The organism is Pseudomonas sp. GL-B-12 (assembly GCF_019955895.1).
In the GTDB taxonomy this organism is placed as follows: domain Bacteria; phylum Pseudomonadota; class Gammaproteobacteria; order Pseudomonadales; family Pseudomonadaceae; genus Aquipseudomonas.
Window position 1 is genome coordinate 75,076 of record NZ_JAHBCX010000087.1, and the last position, 22,335, is coordinate 97,410.

The 22,335-nt window shown below is 56.1% G+C and carries 21 protein-coding genes; 13 read left to right on the top strand and 8 right to left on the bottom strand.

Going from position 1 to position 22,335, the window contains the following annotated elements:
- Positions 1-17 precede the first annotated feature (17 nt).
- Entirely contained in the window at positions 18-1,217 is a 1,200-nt protein-coding gene (locus KGA85_RS29940) for an agmatine deiminase family protein (RefSeq protein WP_223455645.1), read from the bottom strand.
- Positions 1,218-1,468: 251 nt separating this feature from the next.
- On the opposite strand from KGA85_RS29940, the gene KGA85_RS29945 reads away from it, so the two are divergent.
- A complete protein-coding gene (locus KGA85_RS29945; protein ID WP_223455646.1) occupies positions 1,469-2,371 on the top strand; it encodes a LysR substrate-binding domain-containing protein in 903 nt (300 codons plus the stop codon).
- Between the two features lie 637 nt (positions 2,372-3,008).
- On the opposite strand, the gene KGA85_RS29950 is transcribed toward KGA85_RS29945, so the two are convergent.
- Positions 3,009-4,292 carry a cystathionine gamma-synthase family protein gene (locus tag KGA85_RS29950; protein ID WP_223455647.1) on the bottom strand — a complete coding sequence of 428 codons (1,284 nt, stop codon included), beginning with the start codon at positions 4,290-4,292 and terminating at the stop codon, positions 3,009-3,011.
- A gap of 427 nt (positions 4,293-4,719) precedes the next feature.
- Positions 4,720-5,178 (bottom strand): Lrp/AsnC family transcriptional regulator, encoded by a 459-nt coding sequence (locus KGA85_RS29955; RefSeq protein WP_046043095.1) that lies wholly within the window; start codon positions 5,176-5,178, stop codon positions 4,720-4,722.
- A 217-nt stretch (positions 5,179-5,395) separates the two neighbouring features.
- On the opposite strand from KGA85_RS29955, the gene KGA85_RS29960 reads away from it, so the two are divergent.
- The 9 genes from KGA85_RS29960 (at position 5,396) to KGA85_RS30000 (ending at position 13,858) form a co-directional block, all read left to right on the top strand.
- Positions 5,396-6,436: a PLP-dependent cysteine synthase family protein gene (locus KGA85_RS29960; RefSeq protein WP_223543612.1), complete on the top strand. Its 1,041-nt coding sequence runs from the start codon at positions 5,396-5,398 to the stop codon at positions 6,434-6,436.
- A gap of 22 nt (positions 6,437-6,458) precedes the next feature.
- On the top strand, positions 6,459-7,637 hold the full coding sequence (locus KGA85_RS29965) for a trans-sulfuration enzyme family protein (protein ID WP_223455648.1): 1,179 nt from the start codon (positions 6,459-6,461) through the stop codon (positions 7,635-7,637).
- A 99-nt stretch (positions 7,638-7,736) separates the two neighbouring features.
- On the top strand, positions 7,737-8,582 hold the full coding sequence (locus KGA85_RS29970; RefSeq protein ID WP_046043098.1) for an ABC transporter substrate-binding protein: 846 nt from the start codon (positions 7,737-7,739) through the stop codon (positions 8,580-8,582).
- A 44-nt stretch (positions 8,583-8,626) separates the two neighbouring features.
- The gene (locus tag KGA85_RS29975) at positions 8,627-9,322 is read left to right on the top strand and encodes an amino acid ABC transporter permease (RefSeq protein ID WP_046043099.1); all 696 of its coding nucleotides are present in this window, start codon (positions 8,627-8,629) and stop codon (positions 9,320-9,322) included.
- A 2-nt stretch (positions 9,323-9,324) separates the two neighbouring features.
- The gene (locus tag KGA85_RS29980; protein ID WP_411741638.1) at positions 9,325-10,014 is read left to right on the top strand and encodes an amino acid ABC transporter permease; all 690 of its coding nucleotides are present in this window, start codon (positions 9,325-9,327) and stop codon (positions 10,012-10,014) included.
- A gap of 4 nt (positions 10,015-10,018) precedes the next feature.
- Positions 10,019-10,777 (top strand): amino acid ABC transporter ATP-binding protein, encoded by a 759-nt coding sequence (locus tag KGA85_RS29985; protein ID WP_223455649.1) that lies wholly within the window; start codon positions 10,019-10,021, stop codon positions 10,775-10,777.
- Positions 10,778-10,833: 56 nt separating this feature from the next.
- Entirely contained in the window at positions 10,834-11,697 is an 864-nt protein-coding gene (locus KGA85_RS29990; RefSeq protein WP_223455650.1) for an MBL fold metallo-hydrolase, read from the top strand.
- A gap of 64 nt (positions 11,698-11,761) precedes the next feature.
- The gene (locus tag KGA85_RS29995) at positions 11,762-13,042 is read left to right on the top strand and encodes an FAD/NAD(P)-binding oxidoreductase (RefSeq protein ID WP_223455651.1); all 1,281 of its coding nucleotides are present in this window, start codon (positions 11,762-11,764) and stop codon (positions 13,040-13,042) included.
- A 9-nt stretch (positions 13,043-13,051) separates the two neighbouring features.
- A complete protein-coding gene (locus KGA85_RS30000; protein WP_223455652.1) occupies positions 13,052-13,858 on the top strand; it encodes a sulfite exporter TauE/SafE family protein in 807 nt (268 codons plus the stop codon).
- A 5-nt stretch (positions 13,859-13,863) separates the two neighbouring features.
- On the opposite strand, the gene KGA85_RS30005 is transcribed toward KGA85_RS30000, so the two are convergent.
- Positions 13,864-14,805: a LysR family transcriptional regulator gene (locus KGA85_RS30005; protein ID WP_223455653.1), complete on the bottom strand. Its 942-nt coding sequence runs from the start codon at positions 14,803-14,805 to the stop codon at positions 13,864-13,866.
- A gap of 128 nt (positions 14,806-14,933) precedes the next feature.
- On the opposite strand from KGA85_RS30005, the gene lysA reads away from it, so the two are divergent.
- The 3 genes from lysA to KGA85_RS30020 all read left to right on the top strand — a co-directional run bounded on the left by lysA (position 14,934) and on the right by KGA85_RS30020 (position 17,603).
- A complete protein-coding gene (lysA, locus tag KGA85_RS30010; protein ID WP_263287299.1) occupies positions 14,934-16,172 on the top strand; it encodes a diaminopimelate decarboxylase in 1,239 nt (412 codons plus the stop codon).
- Between the two features lie 77 nt (positions 16,173-16,249).
- The gene (locus tag KGA85_RS30015; RefSeq protein WP_223455654.1) at positions 16,250-16,867 is read left to right on the top strand and encodes a class I SAM-dependent methyltransferase; all 618 of its coding nucleotides are present in this window, start codon (positions 16,250-16,252) and stop codon (positions 16,865-16,867) included.
- Between the two features lie 220 nt (positions 16,868-17,087).
- The gene (locus KGA85_RS30020; protein ID WP_223455655.1) at positions 17,088-17,603 is read left to right on the top strand and encodes a hypothetical protein; all 516 of its coding nucleotides are present in this window, start codon (positions 17,088-17,090) and stop codon (positions 17,601-17,603) included.
- A 207-nt stretch (positions 17,604-17,810) separates the two neighbouring features.
- Here KGA85_RS30020 and KGA85_RS30025 read toward each other — a convergent pair whose 3' ends face one another.
- From KGA85_RS30025 to KGA85_RS30040, 4 genes are all read right to left on the bottom strand, one after another.
- Complete coding sequence (locus KGA85_RS30025) at positions 17,811-18,161, bottom strand: BON domain-containing protein (protein ID WP_150812540.1); 351 nt, start codon at positions 18,159-18,161, stop codon at positions 17,811-17,813.
- 640 nt (positions 18,162-18,801) lie between these two features.
- A complete protein-coding gene (locus tag KGA85_RS30030) occupies positions 18,802-19,608 on the bottom strand; it encodes a lytic transglycosylase domain-containing protein (RefSeq protein WP_223455656.1) in 807 nt (268 codons plus the stop codon).
- A gap of 317 nt (positions 19,609-19,925) precedes the next feature.
- Positions 19,926-20,129 (bottom strand): cupin domain-containing protein, encoded by a 204-nt coding sequence (locus tag KGA85_RS30035; RefSeq protein ID WP_223455657.1) that lies wholly within the window; start codon positions 20,127-20,129, stop codon positions 19,926-19,928.
- A 436-nt stretch (positions 20,130-20,565) separates the two neighbouring features.
- A complete protein-coding gene (locus KGA85_RS30040) occupies positions 20,566-21,705 on the bottom strand; it encodes a hypothetical protein (protein WP_223455658.1) in 1,140 nt (379 codons plus the stop codon).
- Between the last annotated feature and the right edge of the window lie 630 nt (positions 21,706-22,335).

The following is a 22,335-nucleotide window of genomic DNA, read 5'->3' on the forward strand; positions in this document are numbered from 1 at the left end:
GGCAATTCTTTTCAGCGCTAACCGACACTAGGAATGTGTTGGGTGATGCAATGCACACCACCGCCATTGTTGGCAAGGATGGTGCCATCGACACCCACGACTGGCCGTCCCGGAAAAATCTCCCGGAAGAGATTCAAGGCAATCTCATCTGCAGGAGTGCTTGAAGTAGGAACCACGATGCCGACGTTGGATTTGTAGAAGTTGATGTAGCTGAAGTTCTCCACCGTCAGGCCTGACACCTTGAATGTTGGCTGGACGGGCATCTTGGTAATCCTGAAGGGACGGCCCCTTGCATCGGTGCTTTGTTGCAGCACTGTCAGGTTTGCCGCCATCCTGGGCACGTTGGGGTTGTTTGGGTCCGACGGGTAATTCAATAGCAGATGGGCTGGCTCGATGTAGGCAGCAACCAGGTCGACATGCCCATCGGTAGCGGCAGCGCCGTCGTCGCCGTACACCCCATACGGCAGCCAGATCATCTTGGTCGCGTTGTAGGCACGGAGCAGCGCGGTCTCGATCTGTGCCTTCGTCATGCTCGGATTCCGATTGGGATTGAGCAGGCACTGTTCGGTGGTAATGAGCGTGCCCTGCCCATCGGTAATCACGGCGCCACCTTCAAAGACCATATTGACTGTTGATTTAGGCACGTTAAGGGTGGCGCACACGCCGACGGGCAATTGATCATCCAGGGTGGCCGACCACCTGTTGCCCCAGCCGTTGAAAATAAAATCGCGTCCCAGCATGTCTTGCCCTGATGGGCTCAGCGCGAATACTGGCGCGGTATCACGGGTCCAGCAATCGTTGTATGGATACTCGATGACAGTAACGTTAGGGCCGCAGCGCTTGCGTACAACCTCGGTATTGCCGGTCATCGCCATCATCAAGACCGGCTCGAACTGCGCAATGGCATTCGCTACGTTGATGACAGAATCCTGCATGGGTTTCAGCTGGTCCTTGTAGCTCTTGTCATAGGGATACGCCATCAACACGCTCTGGTGTGGCTCCCACTCTGCCGGCACCCGATAGCCATCGGAGGCAGGGTTGGGCTCCGCCGCTCGGGCCAAGCGTCCAAGCCCTGATGTACCGATGGCAGTTGCAGTAATAGCCACCAACGCGCCCATATTGAACCGGCGCCTTCCCGGGTTCGTAGGCCCCTCCATTGCGGCTTGATCTGCCATCAACGGCTCTGTTGCCAACTGAATATCTTGTTCTTGATCCATGTAACGAGTCCCCCAGGTTATCCAGCCAGATATCTCATTTACCAAGGCACACGAGCGAAACAGGTAGAGGTGCACCGAGCCCACCCCTCATCGCTTCCTTGCCACACCTGTTGTTGCCTGTGCTTCGTAGGGCCACCTATTGAATTGTTGTCTTTGGCCTCCCTCCGCTGAATCTTTGCGGTTGCTCAAGGCACAATCAATCTATATAAATTGTCAAAAAAACAGGCAGAAAAACTAAATGGTAAACCCGCATGCCCTTACCTCCGCTCCATGCGTTTCGCGTATTTGAATGTGTTGCAAGGCTGGGCCATGTCGGTGCGGCCGCCGCTGAGCTGCATGTCACCGCCGGGGCTGTCAGCCAGCAGATAAGAGCGTTACAGAGCTCACTCGGCATCGATCTTTTCTACAAGCAGGGCCGCTTCCTGGTGCTGACCGAACGAGGCTTGGCGCTACAACGTTCGGTAGCTCGCGGCATCGGCGAGATCACCGAAGGGGTGCGACAGATTTCCGAGGCGTACTTCCAGGAGCCGGCGACGAAAGTCCTGACCATTTCCACGGAACCGATTTTTGGCGCGGCCTGGCTGATGCCGAAGTTGTTCGCCTTTCGTGCAGAACATCCGCACATTCACCTGCGCGTCATTACTGCCGACGACATCAGCGAGGTGGACTGGCGCAGGGCCGATATCGCCGTGCTCTACGACGCTCCGACGTGGGAGGGTTTCTGGTGGCGACCACTGCAAAGCCTGCATATGTTTCCCGTCTGCTGCCCGCAATTGCTGCGCGGCCCGCGTGCGCTCAAGCAGCCGTCCGACCTTGTTCACCACCGCCTATTGCATGAGGATGACGGCGCTCAATGGCGGCGCTGGCTACTTGAGGCGCGCTTGCCTTACCCAGGTGATGCCGATGTTCATCTGGAGGACTTCGGTATTGCCCTGCAGGCGGCGCGAGATGGCTATGGTGTTGCACTCAGCGACGAGATCAATTCATTGCGCGATTTGGATGAGGGCCGCCTGGTGCAGCCCTTTGCACTGAAGGTGCCGACGGGGATGGACTATTTCTGCATCTGCAACGAGGAGAGTCGCGATATCCCTGAGATAGCTTTGCTCATCGATTGGCTGATCGAGCAGGCAAAGATAGTCCCGGCCTACCCGTAAGCGTTGTTGGGGCGGTTTAACGTTCACGTGGCTCAGCACAAAGCTGAATGACCTCTGGATTTTTAGGAGTCTTGAACTGCTGCTTTTGGCCGTTCTCTGCCGATCATGGTTACAAAGCGTGCTGGAAATGCAGCGTGCTGCGGGGGGGGGGTATGAATTGACTAGTGTTCTACATTCAGGTTCGCAGGAAAGGACTATGGAAGTAGTCCGGCACAGCTGCGTAGATAGTTGAGGTTCTGTTGGAGCGGGTATTTGATCTGTTTTTAGTGCTGAGTCGACTTTCGGACTGGCTGAGTTGCAGGTTGTACAGCGGGTTGGATTTGCGCAATCTGCGGAGCTGGAGCTGGAGCTGGAGCTGGAGCTGGAGCTGGAGCTGGAGCTATTGCTTGCGGCGGAGCTGCATCCGCCAAGGCCTCTTGGGCAAGGATGATCAGCGGCATATTCCGAAGGTATGACCACTGTCACCAGCAAGCCGACCACAGTCAGCAGTACAATGTCTCGTGCTGGTGGACAGGTCGACGTATCAAACACCTCCAGCGAACCCAGTATTTCGGGGGATTGATATCTACCATTTGCTGTTCAGACTCAGTCCCCCGTCAGCCTATTTTTTCAGCTTCTCATTGTTTTCCTCAGGTGCTCAGCAATGACGCAGAGCATTATCCAGATCAGCGATCAGATCTTCCTCGTGCTCGAGGCCAATCGAGATCCGGATCAACCCCTCGGACACCCCTGCTTTACTGCGCAGAGCCTGCGGCACACCCGATTGTGTGGTCGAAGCTGGATGACAAACCAGGGACTCAGTGCCTCCGAGACTGACAGCCGACTTGAAAAGATGCAGGGCGTTGATAAAGCGGAAGGCCCGTTCGCGACCGCCGTCCAGTACGAACGAGAAGGTTGAGCCAGGGCCCGTGCATTGCCGGCGGTAGACCTCCTGATAGCTGCCATCCTCAATAAGCTCTGGATGCAGAACGACGACTTTCTGGTGGGGGTTGCTGGCCAGCCAGCGAGCGATCACAGTGCCGGTTCTTGCGGCCTCTTTCATGCGCAGGACGAGCGTTTCCATCGAGCGGGAGATCATCCATGAGGAATGTGGATCGAGTTGCGAGCCGAACGAGCTGCGAACGCTGCGTATTTTGTTGATCAGCTCTTTGGTGCCCGTGATGCCTCCGGCAACAAGGTCACTGTGTCCACCCACATACTTGGTTAGCGAATACACGCACAGGTCAACACCGTGTTTCACCGGCTTCTGGAAGATAGGCCCGAGCAGGGTGTTATCGCAGACAATGAATGGCCGGTAGCTATGGCGCGTTTCGAAAGCGTCTATTTCCTTGCGCAACCCTTCCAGATCGATCAGTGCATTGGTCGGGTTAGCCGGAGTCTCGATATAGCAAATTCTAACTCGCCCCTTGCAGGCAGCAGTTTCGAGTGCATCTGCAATGGATTGCATGGACAGGCCGTCGTCAAAACCATGCGAGCCGATGCCCCAATCCGAGAGAATTTTGCTAATCAGGGTCTCAGTACCACCGTACAGCGGTGCCGATTGCACCAGTTGATCGCCTGGGCGCAGAAACGCAAACAAAACAGCACTGATGGCGGACATTCCACTGGATGTAATTGCGGCGGCTTCTGAGCCATCCAGCAGCGCGAGGCGGTCCTCGACGATTTCTAGGTTGGGATGATTGAAGCGGCTGTAGACCAGGCCAGCTGATGAGTCCTGCGGAATCGGTTTACGACCCGACACGACATCGAAGAATTCTGCACCTTCCTCAGCCGTGCGAAACGCAAAGGTGGAGGTCAGGAAAACCGGTGGTTTGACTGCGCCTTCCGAGAGGAACGGGTCGTAACCATAAGACATCATCAATGTCTCAGGGTGCAACGCATGGCTTCCGATAGTTTTTTTGTGATAGCTGGAATAAGACATAAGCCGCACCTTTCTGAGTTTGCGATCAAGACTCATCGCTCATAAACGCACCGCCCTCGTAGGCATCGTTTTTGAGCCTGTTTGTGATGGAAAGAGTGTAATCAGAAGGGGGAGTATGATTTTTTCAATTTTTGTCAGGTTTTTCGTGGAATGAGAAATATCATTCTCCAAAACGGTCGATTTCGTTAAAACCCGATAATGAGAAAGCGTATTTGGATGGAATTGCGCTCTGAAGGTACTCAAAATTCCTCGGGGCGATGGACGTCCAACAATAGAAAGTTGTCGGAACGTGTATCGCTTTCGGTAATCGTCCCACTCCCAGAGCGGTAGCAGCAGAATGGGTGGGCAGGACGCGGGCTTGTAACAGGTACACCGCTGTCCTGTCAGAGATTGCTTTGTGGCAGATGCACCTGCCACAAACAGCAGATTATCGAGGCAAAGGCAGCGCCGTCGTGTACTTGATCTGCTCCATGGCAAAGCTTGATGTGATGTTGGAAAGTCCGTCGACGCTCGTGATCAGCTTCTTGTAGAAAGTGTCATAGGCTGCAATGTCGCTGACCACAACGCGCAACATATAGTCCCAGTCTCCCGACATCCGATAGAACGCCATCACTTCCTCGAACTGCGACACGGTCTTGGCGAATGTATCCAGCCAGACCTTGTCATGACGCTGCGTCTTGACCTGCACCAGCACCGATAACCCAAGACCCAGTAGCACTGGGTCCAGCAGGGCTACTTTGGCCCTGATATAGCCCTCTTTCTCGAGTTTCTTGATCCGCTTCCAGCAGGGGGTCGTTGAAAGGTTGACGGCTTCAGCCAGATCTTTGATAGGCATGTCGGCATCGCGTTGCAGGAGGGAGAGGATGTGGCGATCAAAGCTATCCATTTTTTCTTCTTATTTGTGAGTTCGTAGAAATTTTTTCTAAAAAATAGCCTAAGAACTGAAGAAATGGAAATTAAATTTCGAGTGGGTGGCAGTAGGATTTACACCATAAAAACCGTGCTTGGAGCCACTCAAAAATGAAGAAGATCATCGCCACACTCGCCACGCCTCAGGCGATGGTCCTTATGCCGTTGACGCCTGTCGGGGCGAGGGAAACTCTGTGAACGATTGGATCCGTACAGCAGTCAGCCGTATCTCCTGCGATCTGCTGCGCTCCGCCGACACCCACATCCACAAGCTGGAAATTCCAGGGTTGAAGGGCATCGACATTTACCTCAAGGACGAGAGCACACATCCAACTGGCAGTCTCAAACATCGGCTGGCGCGCTCGCTTTTTCTACATGCCATTTGCAGTGGCAAGATCCGAGAGGGTACCCATGTGGTCGAGGCATCCTCGGGCAGCACTGCTGTGTCCGAAGCCTACTTCGCCAAAATGCTTGGCCTGCGCTTCACCGCCGTCATGCCGCGCAACACCGCGAGCAAAAAGATAGAGCAGCTCGAGCTGCTCGGCGGGCACTGTTACTTCGTTGATCATTCGTCAGAGGTCTATGCCCAGGCGCAGCGCCTGGCACGCGAAAGCGAAGGGCACTACATGGATCAGTTTACCTATGCCGAGCGGGCAACGGATTGGCGTGGCAACAACAATATTGCCGACAGTATCTTCCAGCAAATGACCGGCGAGGCGCACCCCATTCCCCACGCGGTGGTCATGAGTGCAGGGACTGGCGGCACTACCGCCACCATCGGCCGCTACATCCGCTACAAGGGTCATGACACTCAACTGATCGTGGTGGACCCCGAGTACTCGGTTTTCTATGACAGCTATCGAACAGGCGACTCAAGTCTTTCCGGCAGCAAAGGCAGTCGCATAGAAGGCATCGGTCGTCCCCAGGTCGAGCCGTCGTTCCTGCCAGATGTGATCGACGACATGCTCAAGATCCCCGACGCGGCCAGCATCGCCACCCTTTATTGGCTGGAGAAAATACTCGGGAGGAAGCCAGGGGGGTCCACCGGTACCAACATGTGGGGCGCGCTGAAAGTCGCATCGAGGATGCAGGAGCAAGGTCTGCAGGGTTCTATCGTGACCCTGATGTGCGATAGCGGTGAACGCTATCTGGACACCTATTACGACCGCGACTGGGTCGCTCGCCACATCGGCGACATCACACCCTATGCGAAACAACTCGATTGCTACCTTTAATACACGTGAGTCACGACTGACTATGAGCCAGAACAAGAGCAACTTTTCGACCCAAGTGATCCACGCTGGCGAACAGTCGACCTATGCCGACAACACCATCTTCCCGGCAATCGTCACCTCCAGTTCGTTCATCAAGCGCAGCCTTGACGACAACCCAGACTACGCCTATGGACGAGTGGGTAACCCAACCCGACATGCCTATGAGAGCTGCATTGCGCAGTTGGAGCATGGCTTTGGAGCCGTGGCCTGCGCTTCGGGTCTGGCTGCGACCGCCACCGTGCTTGAGCTATTGCCCAAGGACTCCCATGTAATCGTGATGGCGGGCGTCTACGGGGGCACCTTCCGCCTGATGGAAGACTACCGCAGCAAGACGTCCGGGCTCACCACCACTTACGTCGACCTCAATGACCTTGAGGCACTGGCCGCCAGTCGCCGCGACAACACCCGGCTGATCTGGATCGAGACACCGACCAACCCTCTGCTGCGGCTGGTGGACATCCAGTGCGTGACAGAGTTTGCCCGTGCCCACGGCATCCTGACTTGCGTCGACAACACCTTCTGCTCACCCTGGAACCAGCGTCCGATCGAGCACGGCGTCGACCTGGTGATGCACTCAGCGAGTAAATACATTGGTGGGCACTCCGACCTGATCGGTGGAGTCGTGGTGGCAGCCAATGAGCAACTGTTCACCCGCCTGCGCGGCATCAGCATGGCCATTGGAGCAGTCCAGGGACCGTTCGACTGCTACCTCGCCCTGCGTGGGCTCAAGACCCTCGACGTGCGCATGGAGCGCCAGTGCAGCAATGCGCTACAGATCGCTCTCTACCTCAACCAGCACCCGCAGGTAGAGGCGGTGTACTACCCCGGACTGGAAAGCCATCCGCAGCACGAGCTGTGCAAACGCCAGATGCGTTCTGGCGGCGCAGTGGTCTCGTTGAAGTTGAAGGCCAATCGCAAGGCCATAGCACCCTTCATCGAACAGCTGTCGATCTTTGTATTGGCCGATTCCCTGGGCGGGGTGGAGAGCATGATCAACCACTCCTACAGCATGTCGCACAACTCGTTGAGCCATGAACAGAAAATCAGCCTGGGCATCAGCGAGAACCTGATCCGACTCTCCATCGGCCTGGAACATGTCGACGATCTGATCGCCGATTTGAATGCGGGCTTTGTGCGGCTACCCACGACCAACGTCGAATAACAGAAATTCCCACTCCACCCGCAAGAGGCTATCGAGGTCCACTGCACTGACGTTTCATGAAAACTGGCGTTCCGTTTATCAAACAATAAGGTCTATAAAATGCAAACGAACCGCATGCTCAAAAAACACTGGAAAACCGCAGTACTGGCACTGACGCTGGCAACCAGCTTCTCTGCTGCAGCTGATCAACTCAGCGATATCAAGGCCAAGGGTGAGTTAGTCTGTGGTGTGCTCGGCACCGACGAGCCATTCAGCTACATCAAGGACCCAGCGTCTCGCGCGATCGTCGGTTACGACGTCGACATGTGCAACGCCATTGCCGCGACCATCGGGGTCAAACCGGTACTCAAGCAGTTGACCGTCGCCGCACGGATTCCTGAATTACAACAAGGCCGTGTCGATCTTCTGGCTGCCTCCCTGACCCATAACAAAGAACGGGAAGCATTGATCAACTTCTCCCTTTCGACCTTCATCACGGGTCAGAAAGTCATGGTCAAGACTGACAGTGGCGTCAATCAACTCGACCAACTGGACGGCAAGAAAATCTTGACGATCAAAGGCTCCACCATGGAGCAGAGCATCCGCGCGAAGATCGCTGACGCCCAGATCGTATCGTTCGACAGCAACCCTCAAGCCCTGCTCGCCTTGCAACAGGGCAAAGGACTGGGTTACGCCAACGATGAGACCTCATTGGCCGGCAACTTCGCCAAGCTGGGTGATGCGGCAAAAGATTTTCGGATTCTCCCAACGCCCCTGTCCACCGAGCACATTGCGCTGGGCCTGAGAAAAGAAGAACCCGCCTTCCAGGAGCAGGTGAACAAGACGCTGCGCGATCTGGAGTCGTCTGGCAAGGCTGAGATGCTCTTCACCAAGTGGTTTGGCCCTGAGACCAACATGAAATTCGCCAGCCGCTCATTCAAGATCGAAACCGACCAAATCAACTAACTTCATTGAGGGCCCGACCTTGGGGTCGGGCCACGGGCCTAGTTATGAATACGTTTGATTTATCGGTTGTGCTATCCGGGCAGTATCACGAGTGGCTCATCAATGGCTTCCTGCTGTCCATCCAACTCGCATTGATCTCGCTGGCCATTGCCCTACCGCTGGCAATCGTCATCGCTGTATTGCGAATGGCCCCTTACGCTGCACTCCGGGCAATCGCGATCACTTATGTGGAAGCGATACGCAACGTCCCGCTGCTGGCACACATGCTGTTCTGGTATTTCGGGGCACCGGAGCTGCTGCCAACCCCGATCAAGACATGGATCTACGAACACAATATCGAAGCGGTCAGTGCGGTTATCGCTCTGGTGCTCTACACCGCAGCCTACATGTCCGAGGACATCCGCAGCGGCTTGCGTTCCATTCCCAAGGAACAAATGGAGGCTGGCCGGACCCTGGGCTTTGGCTTCCTCGGCACCATGCGCCTGGTCATCCTCCCGCAGTCACTGCGGGTAACAGTGCCGCCGCTGATTAGCCAGACACTTAACCTGTGGAAGAACACCAGCATCGCCATGGTGATCGGCGTCGCTGAAATGATGTATCAGGCCCAGCAGGTGGAAAGCTCCACATTCAGGGGTTTCGAATCGTACGCCGTTACCACGGTAGGTTATGTCGGCGTCTCGATCATCATCACACTGCTGTCCAGCTGGTACCAGCAACGCTATCCCGTCCGGAGTGCCTGACGATGCTCGATATCATCCACAACTACGGGCTTTTCTACCTGATTGGCCAGTACCCAAACGGCCCCTTGGGCGGCTTGGCAATGACGCTGATCCTGGCAGCGCTGGCCCTGGTGCTGGCCTTTCCTGTCGGGGTACTGCTCGCGCTCTGCCGCATCAGCCCGTACCGGCTGTTGCGTGTGCCGGTCACAAGCGTGGTGTACATACTGCGTGGCACACCCTTGCTGATGGTGATTTTCTGGGCCTATTTCCTTCTGCCAACCCTGACCGGTCAACGCACCGAGCAATTTGGCACCATGCTGGCTGCCTTGGTGATTTTTGATGGGGTATACCTCGCAGAAATCATTCGCGCAGGCATTCTTGGATTGCCTCGAGGGCAAATGGAAAGCTCCCGTTCACTCGGCTTTTCGTACCTGGCGACAATGCGCCTGGTCATCATGCCCCAGGCCTTTCGCAACATGCTGCCCTCGCTGGTGAATCAGTTTGTCTCCACCATCAAGGAGACCTCGCTGGGTTACATCATCAGCCTCTCGGAAGTGTCGTTCGTCGCCTCCCAGATCAGTGCTCAGTTGCTCACCAAGCCGGTCCAGGTCTATGCCGTACTTGGCCTCACTTACTTCGTTATGTGTTTCAGCTTGTCGCGCTTCGCCTTCTGGCTGGAAAGACGTCTCGCTGTCCGAACTGCAAAGGTTTAATCCCATGATCAAACTGAAAAACGTTAACAAGTGGTACGGCAACTACCATGCTCTGGCTGATATCAACGAAACCGTCGCCAAGGGTGAGGTGGTCGTGGTCTGCGGTCCGTCCGGCTCCGGCAAGTCGACGATGATTCGCACGCTCAATCGGCTGGAAGCCATCCAGAGCGGGAATATCTTTATCGATGGCGTGGATATCTATGATCGCTCCGTCAGCGTGAACGCCTTGCGCAGCGGTATTGGCTTCGTGTTCCAGCAGTTCAATCTGTTTCCCCACCTCACCGTTCTCGAGAACTGCACGCTGGCTCCGCGTCGCCTGCACAAGCTGGGTGCCAAGGAAGCGGACGATCTGGCCATGAGCTTGCTGGACCGCGTAGGGCTGGCCCACAAGGCATGCGCTTACCCATCCGAGTTATCGGGTGGCCAGCAACAGCGCGTGGCCATCGCCAGGGCATTGGCAATGAACCCGCCGGTGATGCTGTTCGATGAACCCACTTCCGCGTTGGACCCTGAGATGGTCGGCGAAGTGCTTCAAGCAATGAAAAGCCTGGCCAAGGAAGGCATGACCATGGTGTGCGTCACCCATGAGATGGGTTTCGCGCGTGAAGTGGCCGATCGAGTGATCTTCATGGATCAAGGCAAGGTGCTCGAACGAGCGACGCCCGAGTCTTTCTTCCTGCGCCCTGAACACCCTCGCGCGCAGCGATTCCTGTCCGATATCCGCTCGCCCTGGGTCGAGAGTGGTATGCCGCAAGCCTGCTGAATGGAGTACAGGGGGCAGGCTCGATGACCGCCCCCTTGAGAATGGAGGCAATGACCATGCAATTTCATGTTGAGACATTCTTCGACGCCGAGAGCTGTACCTACAGTTACCTGGTCATCGACCCGGTGACCCGGCACTGCGCGATCATCGATCCGGTGCTCGACTACGATGCCGCCGCCGCGCGTATCTCGTATTCAAGTGCCGAACTCCTTATCGAGCATGTGCGCGCCAACGCGCTAACACTGGAGTGGATTCTGGAAACCCATGTGCATGCCGACCACCTCTCGGCTGCCCGCTACCTCAAGCGTCAACTGGGTGGACAGATCGGCATTGGCGACCGTATTCCTCAGGTGCAGAAGGCCTTTGCCACGCTGTTCGACGCCGACGATGACTGGAGCCCGGACGGCAGCCAGTTCGACCGTTTGTTCGCCGACAACGAAACGTTCCATGTCGGCGCCGTGGCTGTCAGTGTGCTGCACACGCCTGGCCATACCCCGGCCTGCGTGACGTACCTGATCGAAGATGCCGCTTTCGTCGGTGACACGTTGTTCATGCCCGATTGTGGCACCGCCCGCTGCGATTTTCCTGGCGGCGACGTACACCAGTTGTACCGCTCGATTGGCCGTCTGTTCCAGCTACCGGGCAGCACGCGACTGTTCATGTGCCACGACTACAAAGCGCCTGGCCGCGACGCCTACTGCCACCAGACCACAGTGGACGAAGAGCGCGCGCACAACATCCATATCGGCAAGGGCATCGCCGAGGCTGATTTCGTCGCTCTGCGCACGGCGCGCGACAAGACCCTGAACCAACCCAGGCTGCTGCTGCCGTCGGTGCAGATCAACATGCGAGCCGGTGAGACACCTGCGGCCAGCGCCAATGGCATCAGCTATTTGAAGATACCGCTCAACATGTTCTGAATGAATATCGGAACTTAGGCAGAACGACTGAAATATCCCATTTAATCAATCAAATGGAATGCAGATGACTACGCTCAATCAAAACGCAACAGCCTCTGGGACAGAAGATGCCCGTGGACGCCCCGATATCACTGCCGACGTCGTCGTCATTGGTGGCGGGTCTGCAGGCATTGGTGTCGTGGCAAGCCTGCTCAAGCGTGCTCCCGATCTGCAGATCACGCTCATCGAACCCAATGATCAGCACTATTATCAGCCGGCCTGGACGCTGGTCGGTGGAGGGGCTTATGACGTTCGCAAGACCGTCAGGCCCATGTCGCACGTCATCCCGCGCGGGGCCACCTGGATCAAGGCTGCGGTGGTTGAAGTCCTGCCGAACGGAAAACGTCTAAAGCTGAGTAACGGCAAAAGCGTCGCTTATCGAAACCTTATCGTCTGTCCCGGGCTTAGGCTTGCCTGGGAGAAAATCGAAGGGCTGGAGCAAACCCTGGGCAAGAACGGGGTGACATCCAACTACCGCTATGACCTTTGCGCTTACACCTGGCAACTGGTGCAGGGATTACGCAAAGGCAAGGCCCTCTTCTCCCAACCCGGCATGCCGATCAAATGTGCCGGCGCTCCGCAAAAGGCCCTGTACCTTTCCTGCGATCATTGGCAAAAATCAGGTGTTCTGCAGAATATGCAGGTCGAGTTCAATCTCGCTGGCGCAGCGCTGTTCGGCGTACCGGCCTTCGTCCCTCCCCTGATGAAATACATCGAGAAGTATCAAGCACAGCTGGTATTCGGCTCGAACCTGGTCAAAGTTGACGGCCCCAGCCGGACAGCCTGGTTTGAAAGCAAGGACGAACACGGCGCAGTCATTCGCCAGGCCAAGACCTTCGACATGCTCCATGTCGTCCCCGCACAGGTCGCCCCCGATTTCATCCGCACAAGCCTTTTGGCGGACGCCGCCGGGTGGTGTGAAGTGGATCCGGGGACGCTGCAACACAGCCGTTATCCGGACGTATTTGCGCTCGGTGATGTGTGCTCCACCAGTAACGCCAAGACCGCTGCCGCTGCACGCAAGCAAATCGTCGTCGTCGCCGAGAACCTCATGGCAGCACGCGGCAACCAGCCCATGCCGCTGCGCTACGACGGCTATGGGTCATGCCCGCTGACCGTCGAAAAAGGCAAAGTCGTGCTGGCAGAGTTCGGCTACGGCGGGAAACTGCTGCCCACATTTCCCCTGGACGCTACGGTTGCCCGAAAAAGTGCATGGTTCCTCAAGGCCCGGTTCCTGCCCTGGTTCTACTGGAACGGCATGCTCAAAGGCCGTGAGTGGTTGACCAAACTCTCCAAGGTCGAATGAGGAGCCAGCATGCTGCTGAGTGGAATATTCGGGATCGCTATAGGCATCATTCTCGGCCTGACGGGTGCGGGGGGTGGAATTCTGGCCGTACCGGCGCTAGTGATCGGCTTGGGATGGTCAATGACTGAGTCTGCGCCCGTTGCGCTGTTTGCCGTCAGCGCAGCGGCAGCTGTAGGGGCTGTGGATGGTCTGAGGAAAGGTCTGGTACGTTATCGGGCTGCCCTGCTGATGGCATTATTGGGGGCGGTGTTCTCGCGTTTTGGCGTGTACTTTGCCCATCTGCTGCCCAACACCGTACTGACGTCCCTGTTCAGCATGGTCATGGTCATTGTGGCGATACGCATGATTCGACAGGCGAACGGCAACTCGGCTAAGGCCGCCGACAATCAGCAGTGCTGGCAAGAAAAGAATTGCATGATCAACCCTCAGACCGGCCGACTGCGCTGGACACCGAAATGCTCAGCAAGCCTTGCCGTAGTCGGCTCACTTTCAGGGCTGCTCACCGGGATGCTGGGTGTGGGAGGCGGGTTCTTGATCGTGCCTGCGTTTCAACAGCTTTCAGACATCCGCATGCATGGTATCGTCGCGACCTCACTTATGACTATCGCCCTGATCTCGGCTGTTGCGGTGACAGGCGCCATTCATGCAGGAGCCCACATAACGGTCACGGGCGGCGTTTTTATCGCTGCGAGTGTCAGCGGGATGCTGCTGGGAAGAGTCCTCTCCCTCAGGATTCCCGCCAAATCGATACAGCTGGGCTTTTCTGCTGTATGCATTGTGGTTGCCGGCTACCTTATGTTCAAAACCTGGATGTAGAAAACCTACTGAGTATCGACCTGACTGGCCCCCGCCATTCTCTTGTCCAGGGCACTGGCAAGACTCAACGCCTCAACTCTCAGTGCCTTGCAAAAGGCGTCAACGAAAACTGAGGAAGGTCGAAAATTAGGCCTTATCAGCATGACTCGGTAGGGAATGGACACGTTGATTGGCCGAATAGCCAATCCCCTGCCTGACTCTTGCACGGCGCTCAATGGGTTGATGATCGCCACGCCCAATTGTTGCCTGACCATGGCACAGACTGACGCGGCATTGGTGGTTTCGATCACGGTGTGCCGATCGACACCAGCGAGACGAAAGTGCTCATCGAGCTTTTGACGATAAATGTCCAGGCCCGACAGGTTGATGAAATTGACACCGCGAAAGTCCTCCATTGTCAGCAGCGACCTGGACAGCAAAGGATGCCCCTCTGGCAGTATGCAGACCATGTCGGCACAAAAGAGCAATTCCCCTCGGGTGCCTCTTGGCACATGTTCACTTTCGGTCAAGCCGAGGTCGTGACGCTGTGCGCTGAGAGACTCCTCGAGCAAGGGCGATTCCTGCGCGGTGATACTCAAGCCTATGCCCGAATGCTGCTGATGAAACTGCTTGCAAACGTTGGGCAATAGCGTCTGAGAAAACAGCGGCAGGCAGGTGATGCTGAGTTGCCCATGTTCGAAACGACGGATCGATTGCGCAACGCTATTGATTCGTTCCAACCCGATATAGGAGCGTTCGACCTCTTCGAGCAGCATTACTGCCTGAGCCGTCGGTACCAACCTACCGCCCTCCCGATCAAACAGGCGCAAACCCGAAAGGCTTTCAAACCGGGCCAGTTCCCGGCTGAGCGTCGGTTGGGAGGTCAACAATAAGCGCGCCGCTCCCGTGACGCTGCCTGCTTGCATGATTGCTCGGAAAACTTCGATATGCCGCAACGAGACGTTCATACCCAACCTTCATTGATCGCTTGAAGGCCATATCAGAACTGAATTGATAACTAAAAAGAAGATATTTTATTGAATGCTCTGCAATCGGCATGATGGTCTCCACTCCCTAGATCAGATCGACTATCTCTATGCCCAACCAGCCCGACTTCCAGCAGTTAGCCGCTATTGCCACAGAACATGGCACCCCGTTCTGGTGTTATGACGCACAGACCATCAAGGCGCGCGTCGATCAACTGGCGTGCTTCGAGACTGTTCGATTCGCACAAAAAGCCTGTTCCAACCTGCACATCCTGCGCTTGATACGAGAGCAAGGCGTTCGGGTCGATGCCGTCTCGCTGGGTGAAATCGAGCGGGCACTATTGGCAGGTTTCAGCCCGGCCGGCACACCAGCAGGCATCGTCTTTACCTGTGATCTGTTCGACGATGCGACTCTGCGCCGCGTGGTCGAGTTGAATATCGAGGTAAATACCGGGTCGATCGACATGCTCCGCCAACTGGGTGAACGCTCTAGGGGTCATCGCGTCTGGTTACGGATCAACCCAGGGTTCGGCCATGGTCACAGCCGCAAGACCAATACCGGTGGTGAAAACAGCAAGCATGGCATCTGGCATGAGCAGGTTCACGAAGCGCTCGACGTCATTCGGCAGTTCGGGCTGAAGCTGGTGGGATTGCACATGCACATCGGCTCGGGCGTGGATTACGCGCATCTGGAGCAGGTGGGCTGTGCAATGGTCTCGGCCGTGAAAATGCTCGACCACGATATCGAAGCGTTTTCTATTGGCGGGGGGCTTTCCACGCCCTACCGCGAAGGCGAGGAGCCGGTAGACATCCAGCGTTATGCCAACGCATGGCGTCAGGCCCGACAGGACATCGAAGCGTTTCTTGGTCATCCGGTACGGATGGAAATCGAACCCGGCCGGTTTCTGGTTGCCGAATCCGGTTGTCTGGTGACCGAAGTCCGCGCGGTCAAAAAAGTCGGCAGCCGAAACTTCATCCTGGTGAACGCAGGCTTCAATGACCTGATGCGCCCGGCCCTTTATGGCGCCTATCACCACATGACCTTGCTGGATGCCGAGGGGGCTCCCATCAATCGCCCTGAGCACGACTACGTGGTGGGCGGCCCCCTGTGTGAATCTGGCGATATCTTTACGCAGGATGAAGCAGGGGTGACGCCGCGTTTGCTGCCCGAGGCGCTGGTTGGCGACTTGCTGATCATCCACGATGCGGGAGCGTACGGCGCCTCTATGTCATCCAATTACAACAGCCGCCCCCTGTTACCGGAAGTATTGATCGAGCAAAGGCAAGCCAGATTGATTAGACGCCCGCAGCCGATGTCGGACTTGCTGGCCTTGGAATTGGGGCTTTAAAGGCCAAGTGGTGGGCGAAACTACCGAGTGATGGAATGGGCCTACAATTTACTAAAACATCAATGAGGACGACTTGTATGCAATCGAAAGCGCATTGGGAACAGGTATATTCGAGTAAGCCTGCGCAAGCTGTCAGCTGGTTTCAGGAACACGCCACCAGCTCGTTGCGATTGATTCAACAGACGGCCGTCTCGTTTTCCGCATCGATCATTGACGTGGGCGGCGGGGCGTCGACACTGGTTGATGACCTGATAGAGAACGGGTTTACCCAGCTGAGTGTTCTTGACCTCTCTGCTTCAGCGCTTGCCACAGCAAAACACCGCTTGGGCAGTAAGGCAGAAAAAGTCATCTGGATTGAGGGGGATGTCACTCGGGTATCGCTTGCGCCTCAGACCTATGATGTCTGGCACGACCGAGCCGTGTTCCACTTTCTTACAACTGCAGATGAGCGACAGGCGTATATCGAAAAAGTACTAACATCTGTAAAGCCTGGTGGATACGTAATTGTTGCCACGTTTGCAGAAGATGGGCCTACCCAATGCAGCGGTTTACCTGTGAGGCGTTATAGCGCGGACGAATTGCACTCTGAGTTTGGTGCACCTTTCGAATTGCTCGGGCATGAAAAGGAAAAACATCACACTCCGTTCGGAACCCTCCAGAAATTTGTTTACTGCTATTGCCGAAAACTTCGCTGAATTCGAATCATCAACATCACATTGAGCGCCGTCAAATCACCCATCTAGGGTCTGGTCTGACGGACGGTGCGCACAGCGGACTGACGGGGTTCATCGCGGGGCTCGCCCGGCAAGACAACATCGCCAGTTGCAACATAACCATCAACAGCCTGCAAACGGGATCGCTCGATAGCTACCCCCCCTTCCAACCTACATCTTGTGGGAAGGGGATAAGCGTCTCGTGATTATTTCACCTTTTCAATGGACACAACCGTGGCTTTTGCACCCTCAGACTGGAACTCGAAATTCACCCGATCGCCAATACCGCAGGCGCGACAGGGGAGCCACTTTTTCACCAGAATCGGTCGTTTTCAGTCCTTCGCGACAGGCAGAAAGCGGCCAGAAGCAGTCGTTTGGGGTACGGAAAATAATTCTGCCCCATTCGTCTGTGAGTCGCTACGAAGGCAAACCATTTCTAAAGCTATTGGATTTCTACGTTTTAAAATCCATCGGCAGGATTGAGCCAGAGCAATTGAACGCCTTGGCTCAACTGGAGCCCAAACTACGCGAGACCTATGCCACCCAAGGAACGTGGTTTGAAATAGTCGCCGAGCAGATGGATCTTCCAGATGAGCTTCCCAGCCATATCAACGCCGCGTGGGATTCCTATTCCAAACACATGCAGCAGAAGGGATTGACTGCCGACCCAATGGAGTTCACCTACCGATTTGTAGATACCAACCTGATCGCTAATTAAGACGTCCGCTTTTGGGCTGGCCTCGATCATCCGACCGGCCGCTTCGGGCCGATTCGTGCCCGTCACGACAGGCAGTAATCGGCCATAAGCAGCCAGTCGGAAATGTCCACGAAACCATGTGCGATTCACTCTGGGGCACACAGGCATTCAGCTTCCCTCCGCCCTCGGTTCCCGACTGGGAGCGCGGCGCCTACAAAGTTGCCATTATCATTTGTCGTCCATCTTTGTTGACGATTGTGGCCGGCGCTCAGTGCTCTCTTCGGCGTTGGGCGCTTCTGGAAAACTCCCTGGCGTGAACACATGGGTCTGCAAGTCGCTGGCATCGACTTCGGCGACACCATGAACCGAACGGGCCAGACCAATGGCCTGTTCACACTGTCTATGAGTGTTGACGCGGCCGCTTAACCCCACTATGCCCGCATGGGTTTTGACATTGATATGCAGGCTAAGGGTCGGATCGGAAAATGCCAGGGCCGACTTCACCTTGGCGGTAATCCATGCATCGTGAACGGCCATTTCCAGACCATGAGAGTAATGCTGGAAGGAGTGAATTTTCATGGCTGAACCCTCTCTCGCGTAATCAGACGTACTGTCCATCCCATTTGCTGCGCCGCCCTCTGCCTGTCAGGTGAACGCTATGGATACCTGGTTCGTTTTGGAGCGCTCGCCACGCAAACATTGACAGAAATTAATTATAGTACGGCCGTTGCCTGCGGTCAGAGCGCTGTCCCCGTGAACGTCCGCCTTGGTCGCTCTGTGCCAGGCGCAACACCTACAGAGCACTCCAAACAGTCCTTATTGCGATCAGCCCTGATCAACCCATAGCTGCCGATCTCGACCGACAGAAAACGGCCGATTCTGTTGAAAAAGTCGGTTCGCCCAAACAGCCTGGTCATTGACTGGTTATAACGCCTTTTTTGCACACTGCTACGTGAAATCTGAGTCCGGAAGCCTCTGCCGAAAGTAAAGATTTCAATCTCGGACGCATACTTTTCTGCTGCGCAAACCATGGTCGACTTTTTCAACAGAATCGGTCGATAGCTACCGGTGAGCGTGGACGCTCGGTTGAGCCATTCCCCGCCCGGCGTATTGATCGAGCGCGGAACCTGATTGCTTTCGTAGGGCGGATAACGCGCCAGCGTTATCCGCCGTGGAGGGGCCGGCGTATTACCTATTCCGGGTTATGCGCCCTACGGTACTAGCGATGGTTGCGATATCGTTCGGTCAAGGACTGCACGAGGGTGACGTAGGATTGCGTCTCGGCGTAGGGAGGCACCCCGTTGTACTCGACCACAGACGCTTCGCCGGCGTTGTAACCTGCCAACGCCAGCACCTGGTTGCCGTTGAAGCGCTTGAGCAGCCAGGCCAGGTAGCGCACGCCGCCACGAATGTTCTGTCGTGCGTCGAACGGATCGTCCACGGCGAAGCGCTCGGCGGTGGCGGGCATCAACTGCATCAGCCCCTGGGCGCCGGCTTCGGAAATGGCATTGGGGCGAAACGCCGATTCGGCATGTATCACTGCGCGGACCAGCGCCCTGTCGACACCATAATGACCCGAAGCGGCTTCGATCTCCCGCCGATAGGAATGGGTGTCCAGGCGCAGTGAGGCGACCTTGAAATCCTTCGGCGCCATGCACAGATAGCAGCCCTTGATGTAATAGAGCTCAAGGACATCGACCCGTGCGGAGATCCCGGTGGGGCGCCGGCTCACAAATTGACGAATACCCTTGTGGATGAAGGTGTACACCCGAATCCGCACCGCGCCTGAGTCGTCGTCCCGCACAACTCGTGGCAGGGCCATTGCCTTGGCGCCGACACCGGCGCCCGCCATGCCATTCAGGCGAGTGCAGCGGGCGCTGGCGATGGCTTGGCTGGTGTAGCTGATGGCGCCGTCCCTGGCTTGGCACTTGAACATGGCGCTGGCGCACAGTGGAGCGACCAGCAAGGCCAGCTCGATGCAGCCAAGAAGGCTCTTGCGAGCCCATCGCCATGCTCTGGAACTCATCACATCGCTCCGCGCCGCAGGCGCCGATCAGGCCTGGGGCGCCTGGCCCGGGCGCTGCCTTTGGAGGGCCTATTCTGGGTGACCCGCCTTTTGTTCTGATAGTTATACCCCTTGTAACCGGCCTTGGAACTTGCGTTGACGTACGGGCTGCCGGCGTTCCCAGGCGAGGCGCAGGCCTGATTGCTCGCACGACGCGTCGTCCCGGCTTGCCAGGGCCGGGCGCAAGTCCGATCCGCGGGTGACGGACCCGGAGCCGGGGCGGGACAGGCCCAGGTAGGCGACGGCAAAGTTGTCATCGTTATCCGCCCGGGCCGAACTCATCCGGGAATGAAATACACCTTGCGCACCGGCGTGATGTTTTCCCAGGTTCCCTTGAACCCCGCCGCCACCACGAACGAATCCCCCGGCCCGAAGGTCTTCGCCACGCCGTCCGCATCGGTCAGGCGCACGGTGCCTTCGAGGATGTGGCACATCTCGTCGTAGTCGCACTCGCAACTCGGTCTACGCACTGACCGAAACACGGCTGCTTCCTGCGAAGACCCAGCGGTTCATCGAGTTCATACGCGACCATCTCAACAGTGCTTAATGCCTGACGACTGGATAGGGGGCATCCCGACGCAAACGAATGTCTCCTTCTGGCCCAGAGTGTGTAAAAACGCTTCACCAAAATTGAAGTACGCGCATCTACGTTAAATCTGAAATTTATCGGCACGTCAGCAGATGTGGATTTCGCGTAGAAACGCGATTTCCAGTCCGATTTTGAGTACCTGCCGCGCTCAAAACCGTTTTTACACAGCCTCGGCCGATGGCAGCCGTTCATGAATGTTCCCTGTTAGTCAGAAGCAATCAATAGCATGAGCACACTGACCATCGGCAAGGCATTGCAACATCCGCGGCACGATATGGGGGGTGGACATTTTCTTTAGCTGCAAAATGGCCATCTAACAAATTTCTTATTCAAACTTCCCCCGTAGGCGGCAACCGCTGCATAAGGGAATGACTTAGCGCATCACGCAATCCCGTCGGGATGTTCGGTGGCCCCTGCCGTAAAATCGGGCTCACCATCTGCCCATCAAACTCATTGCGAATGGTGTCGATGATGTCATCCGGTACCTTCGTCATATCGTATTGAACGATGGGGGTCGTGCCAGGGAACAATGTATGTATTGCCATGAGTTGTGCCAGCTCGGCCAGCTTCTGTTCATGCGTCGCCACAAAGGCTATTTCGACATGACCGCCACTCACTGGCGGCTTCAATAGCAGTTCCGGCGTTCTCAGCAGCAGCAAGTCCCACGCTGTAGCGGAAATGTTTCTGAGCGCCTTTTTACGTGAGGTGTTCTCCTTGATTCCGAGCAGAGAGCCTGCTTGTCCGCTGAAATAGTGCAATGCCAACTGGCTTTCCCGGGCAAGCGAAACATTCACCGTAGCGCTGATGAAGCGCTGATAAGCAATGTACTGGTCCGCAGCCGGCGCGCCTCGCATTTCAAATTCGCGTAACAGAACCATCTTCAGCAATGCGATCTCGGTGACTTCAACTGTCTCCAGAGCCTCACGCTGGGTATGGTTTGCGATAAATGAATGCACGTGCTGCTCGGCAATCTCATCAAGGGAATCTACGCCTTCCTTCGCAAGATAGTGCGCGACGGCGGCCGGGAGCAGGCGGACGTTGCCCGTCGCCAGAAAATAACCGGTGTCCATGGCTAGGAACCGATAAAGCAACCGTAAGCGCCGTGTGGCATGAAGTAAGAAATTCGCGCGCGTTGATTTTGCATACTGCTCGGTCAAAAAGAAGCCGGCGTTGATATCCCAGCCTTCGCGTGAGACGAACTCAATAAAGCCTCGCATGCCATCATCTATCTCCGCACCGGACATCAATGCTGCGATGCCGTCCAACAAATTGGAGTCGACCACGGCCTTGGCGCAGGCTGGATAACTCAACTCGCCCTCTTCCCAGTACTGTTGGTTAATCAGGTACGGTTGTTTACCGCCGAACTGATCGATCAACATGACGGGCTTATTGACCCCAAAAGTCTTCGTGCCGCGCAGCCAGGGCGACTCAATTGGGGAATCCTTCACCAGCCATTGGAATGCCGTCATAGTGCTGTCCCCTTTTCCCAAGAAAAATTTTGAACAACTGCATTCCGAGCTTCGTGCAGCGCGAAGTGAGCAATGATCAACCCGATACTAATGGCCATTAAGATGTCCATGTCCTACGACACGCGACTCTCTCCTGCGCAGCCGCTTCACCGCCTGCCTGCCAAGTCGAGAGCAGGTCCACGACCCGTCTGATGGGCAAGTTTCGACCCATAGCGGTCTTTGGCGGACCTCAAGAGTTAATCTCTGGCTGTCCGCATTTGGCTGCTGATCACGATTGGCTGTTCTCGAAGCCAAATGGTCCTTAACGGCGGCGAGTAAATGTTACGGAACTGAATCTGAGCTGCATCTCGTATTCATCGTGGCGATAAGACGTACAAATAACGCGCACGATCTTAGCTGCGCAAGGGGATGCTGGCTTATCGTGATCTACACTCCCTGGGCGTGTGAGTTGGCGCTTCGCCACAGGATTTACTCAGTCGCTAAGTAAAGAGACAGACCTGAATTTCAGTGGGTCGCGGTCTGGGTGGGGGCACGCCAGTCGATCAGCAAAAAACCTTGTCTGGCAATCGTGTATCAGGCGAGTTCGACAACACCTGGATTGAAGCCCTGATCGCCCACATGACCTGGCAC

Coding starts and splice junctions, on each gene's coding strand:
- KGA85_RS30005 (WP_223455653.1), bottom strand. CDS start 14,805: ATGAACGTCTCGTTGCGGCATATCGAAGTTTTCCGAGCAATCATGCAA.
- KGA85_RS30030 (WP_223455656.1), bottom strand. CDS start 19,608: ATGAGTTCCAGAGCATGGCGATGGGCTCGCAAGAGCCTTCTTGGCTGC.
- KGA85_RS30040 (WP_223455658.1), bottom strand. CDS start 21,705: ATGACGGCATTCCAATGGCTGGTGAAGGATTCCCCAATTGAGTCGCCC.
- KGA85_RS29955 (WP_046043095.1), bottom strand. CDS start 5,178: ATGGATAGCTTTGATCGCCACATCCTCTCCCTCCTGCAACGCGATGCC.
- KGA85_RS29940 (WP_223455645.1), bottom strand. CDS start 1,217: ATGGATCAAGAACAAGATATTCAGTTGGCAACAGAGCCGTTGATGGCA.
- KGA85_RS29970 (WP_046043098.1), top strand. CDS start 7,737: ATGCAAACGAACCGCATGCTCAAAAAACACTGGAAAACCGCAGTACTG.
- KGA85_RS30025 (WP_150812540.1), bottom strand. CDS start 18,161: ATGAAAATTCACTCCTTCCAGCATTACTCTCATGGTCTGGAAATGGCC.
- KGA85_RS29985 (WP_223455649.1), top strand. CDS start 10,019: ATGATCAAACTGAAAAACGTTAACAAGTGGTACGGCAACTACCATGCT.
- KGA85_RS29975 (WP_046043099.1), top strand. CDS start 8,627: ATGAATACGTTTGATTTATCGGTTGTGCTATCCGGGCAGTATCACGAG.
- KGA85_RS29990 (WP_223455650.1), top strand. CDS start 10,834: ATGCAATTTCATGTTGAGACATTCTTCGACGCCGAGAGCTGTACCTAC.
- KGA85_RS29965 (WP_223455648.1), top strand. CDS start 6,459: ATGAGCCAGAACAAGAGCAACTTTTCGACCCAAGTGATCCACGCTGGC.
- KGA85_RS30000 (WP_223455652.1), top strand. CDS start 13,052: ATGCTGCTGAGTGGAATATTCGGGATCGCTATAGGCATCATTCTCGGC.
- lysA (WP_263287299.1), top strand. CDS start 14,934: ATGCCCAACCAGCCCGACTTCCAGCAGTTAGCCGCTATTGCCACAGAA.
- KGA85_RS29980 (WP_411741638.1), top strand. CDS start 9,325: ATGCTCGATATCATCCACAACTACGGGCTTTTCTACCTGATTGGCCAG.
- KGA85_RS29950 (WP_223455647.1), bottom strand. CDS start 4,292: ATGTCTTATTCCAGCTATCACAAAAAAACTATCGGAAGCCATGCGTTG.
- KGA85_RS29995 (WP_223455651.1), top strand. CDS start 11,762: ATGACTACGCTCAATCAAAACGCAACAGCCTCTGGGACAGAAGATGCC.
- KGA85_RS29945 (WP_223455646.1), top strand. CDS start 1,469: ATGCCCTTACCTCCGCTCCATGCGTTTCGCGTATTTGAATGTGTTGCA.
- KGA85_RS30015 (WP_223455654.1), top strand. CDS start 16,250: ATGCAATCGAAAGCGCATTGGGAACAGGTATATTCGAGTAAGCCTGCG.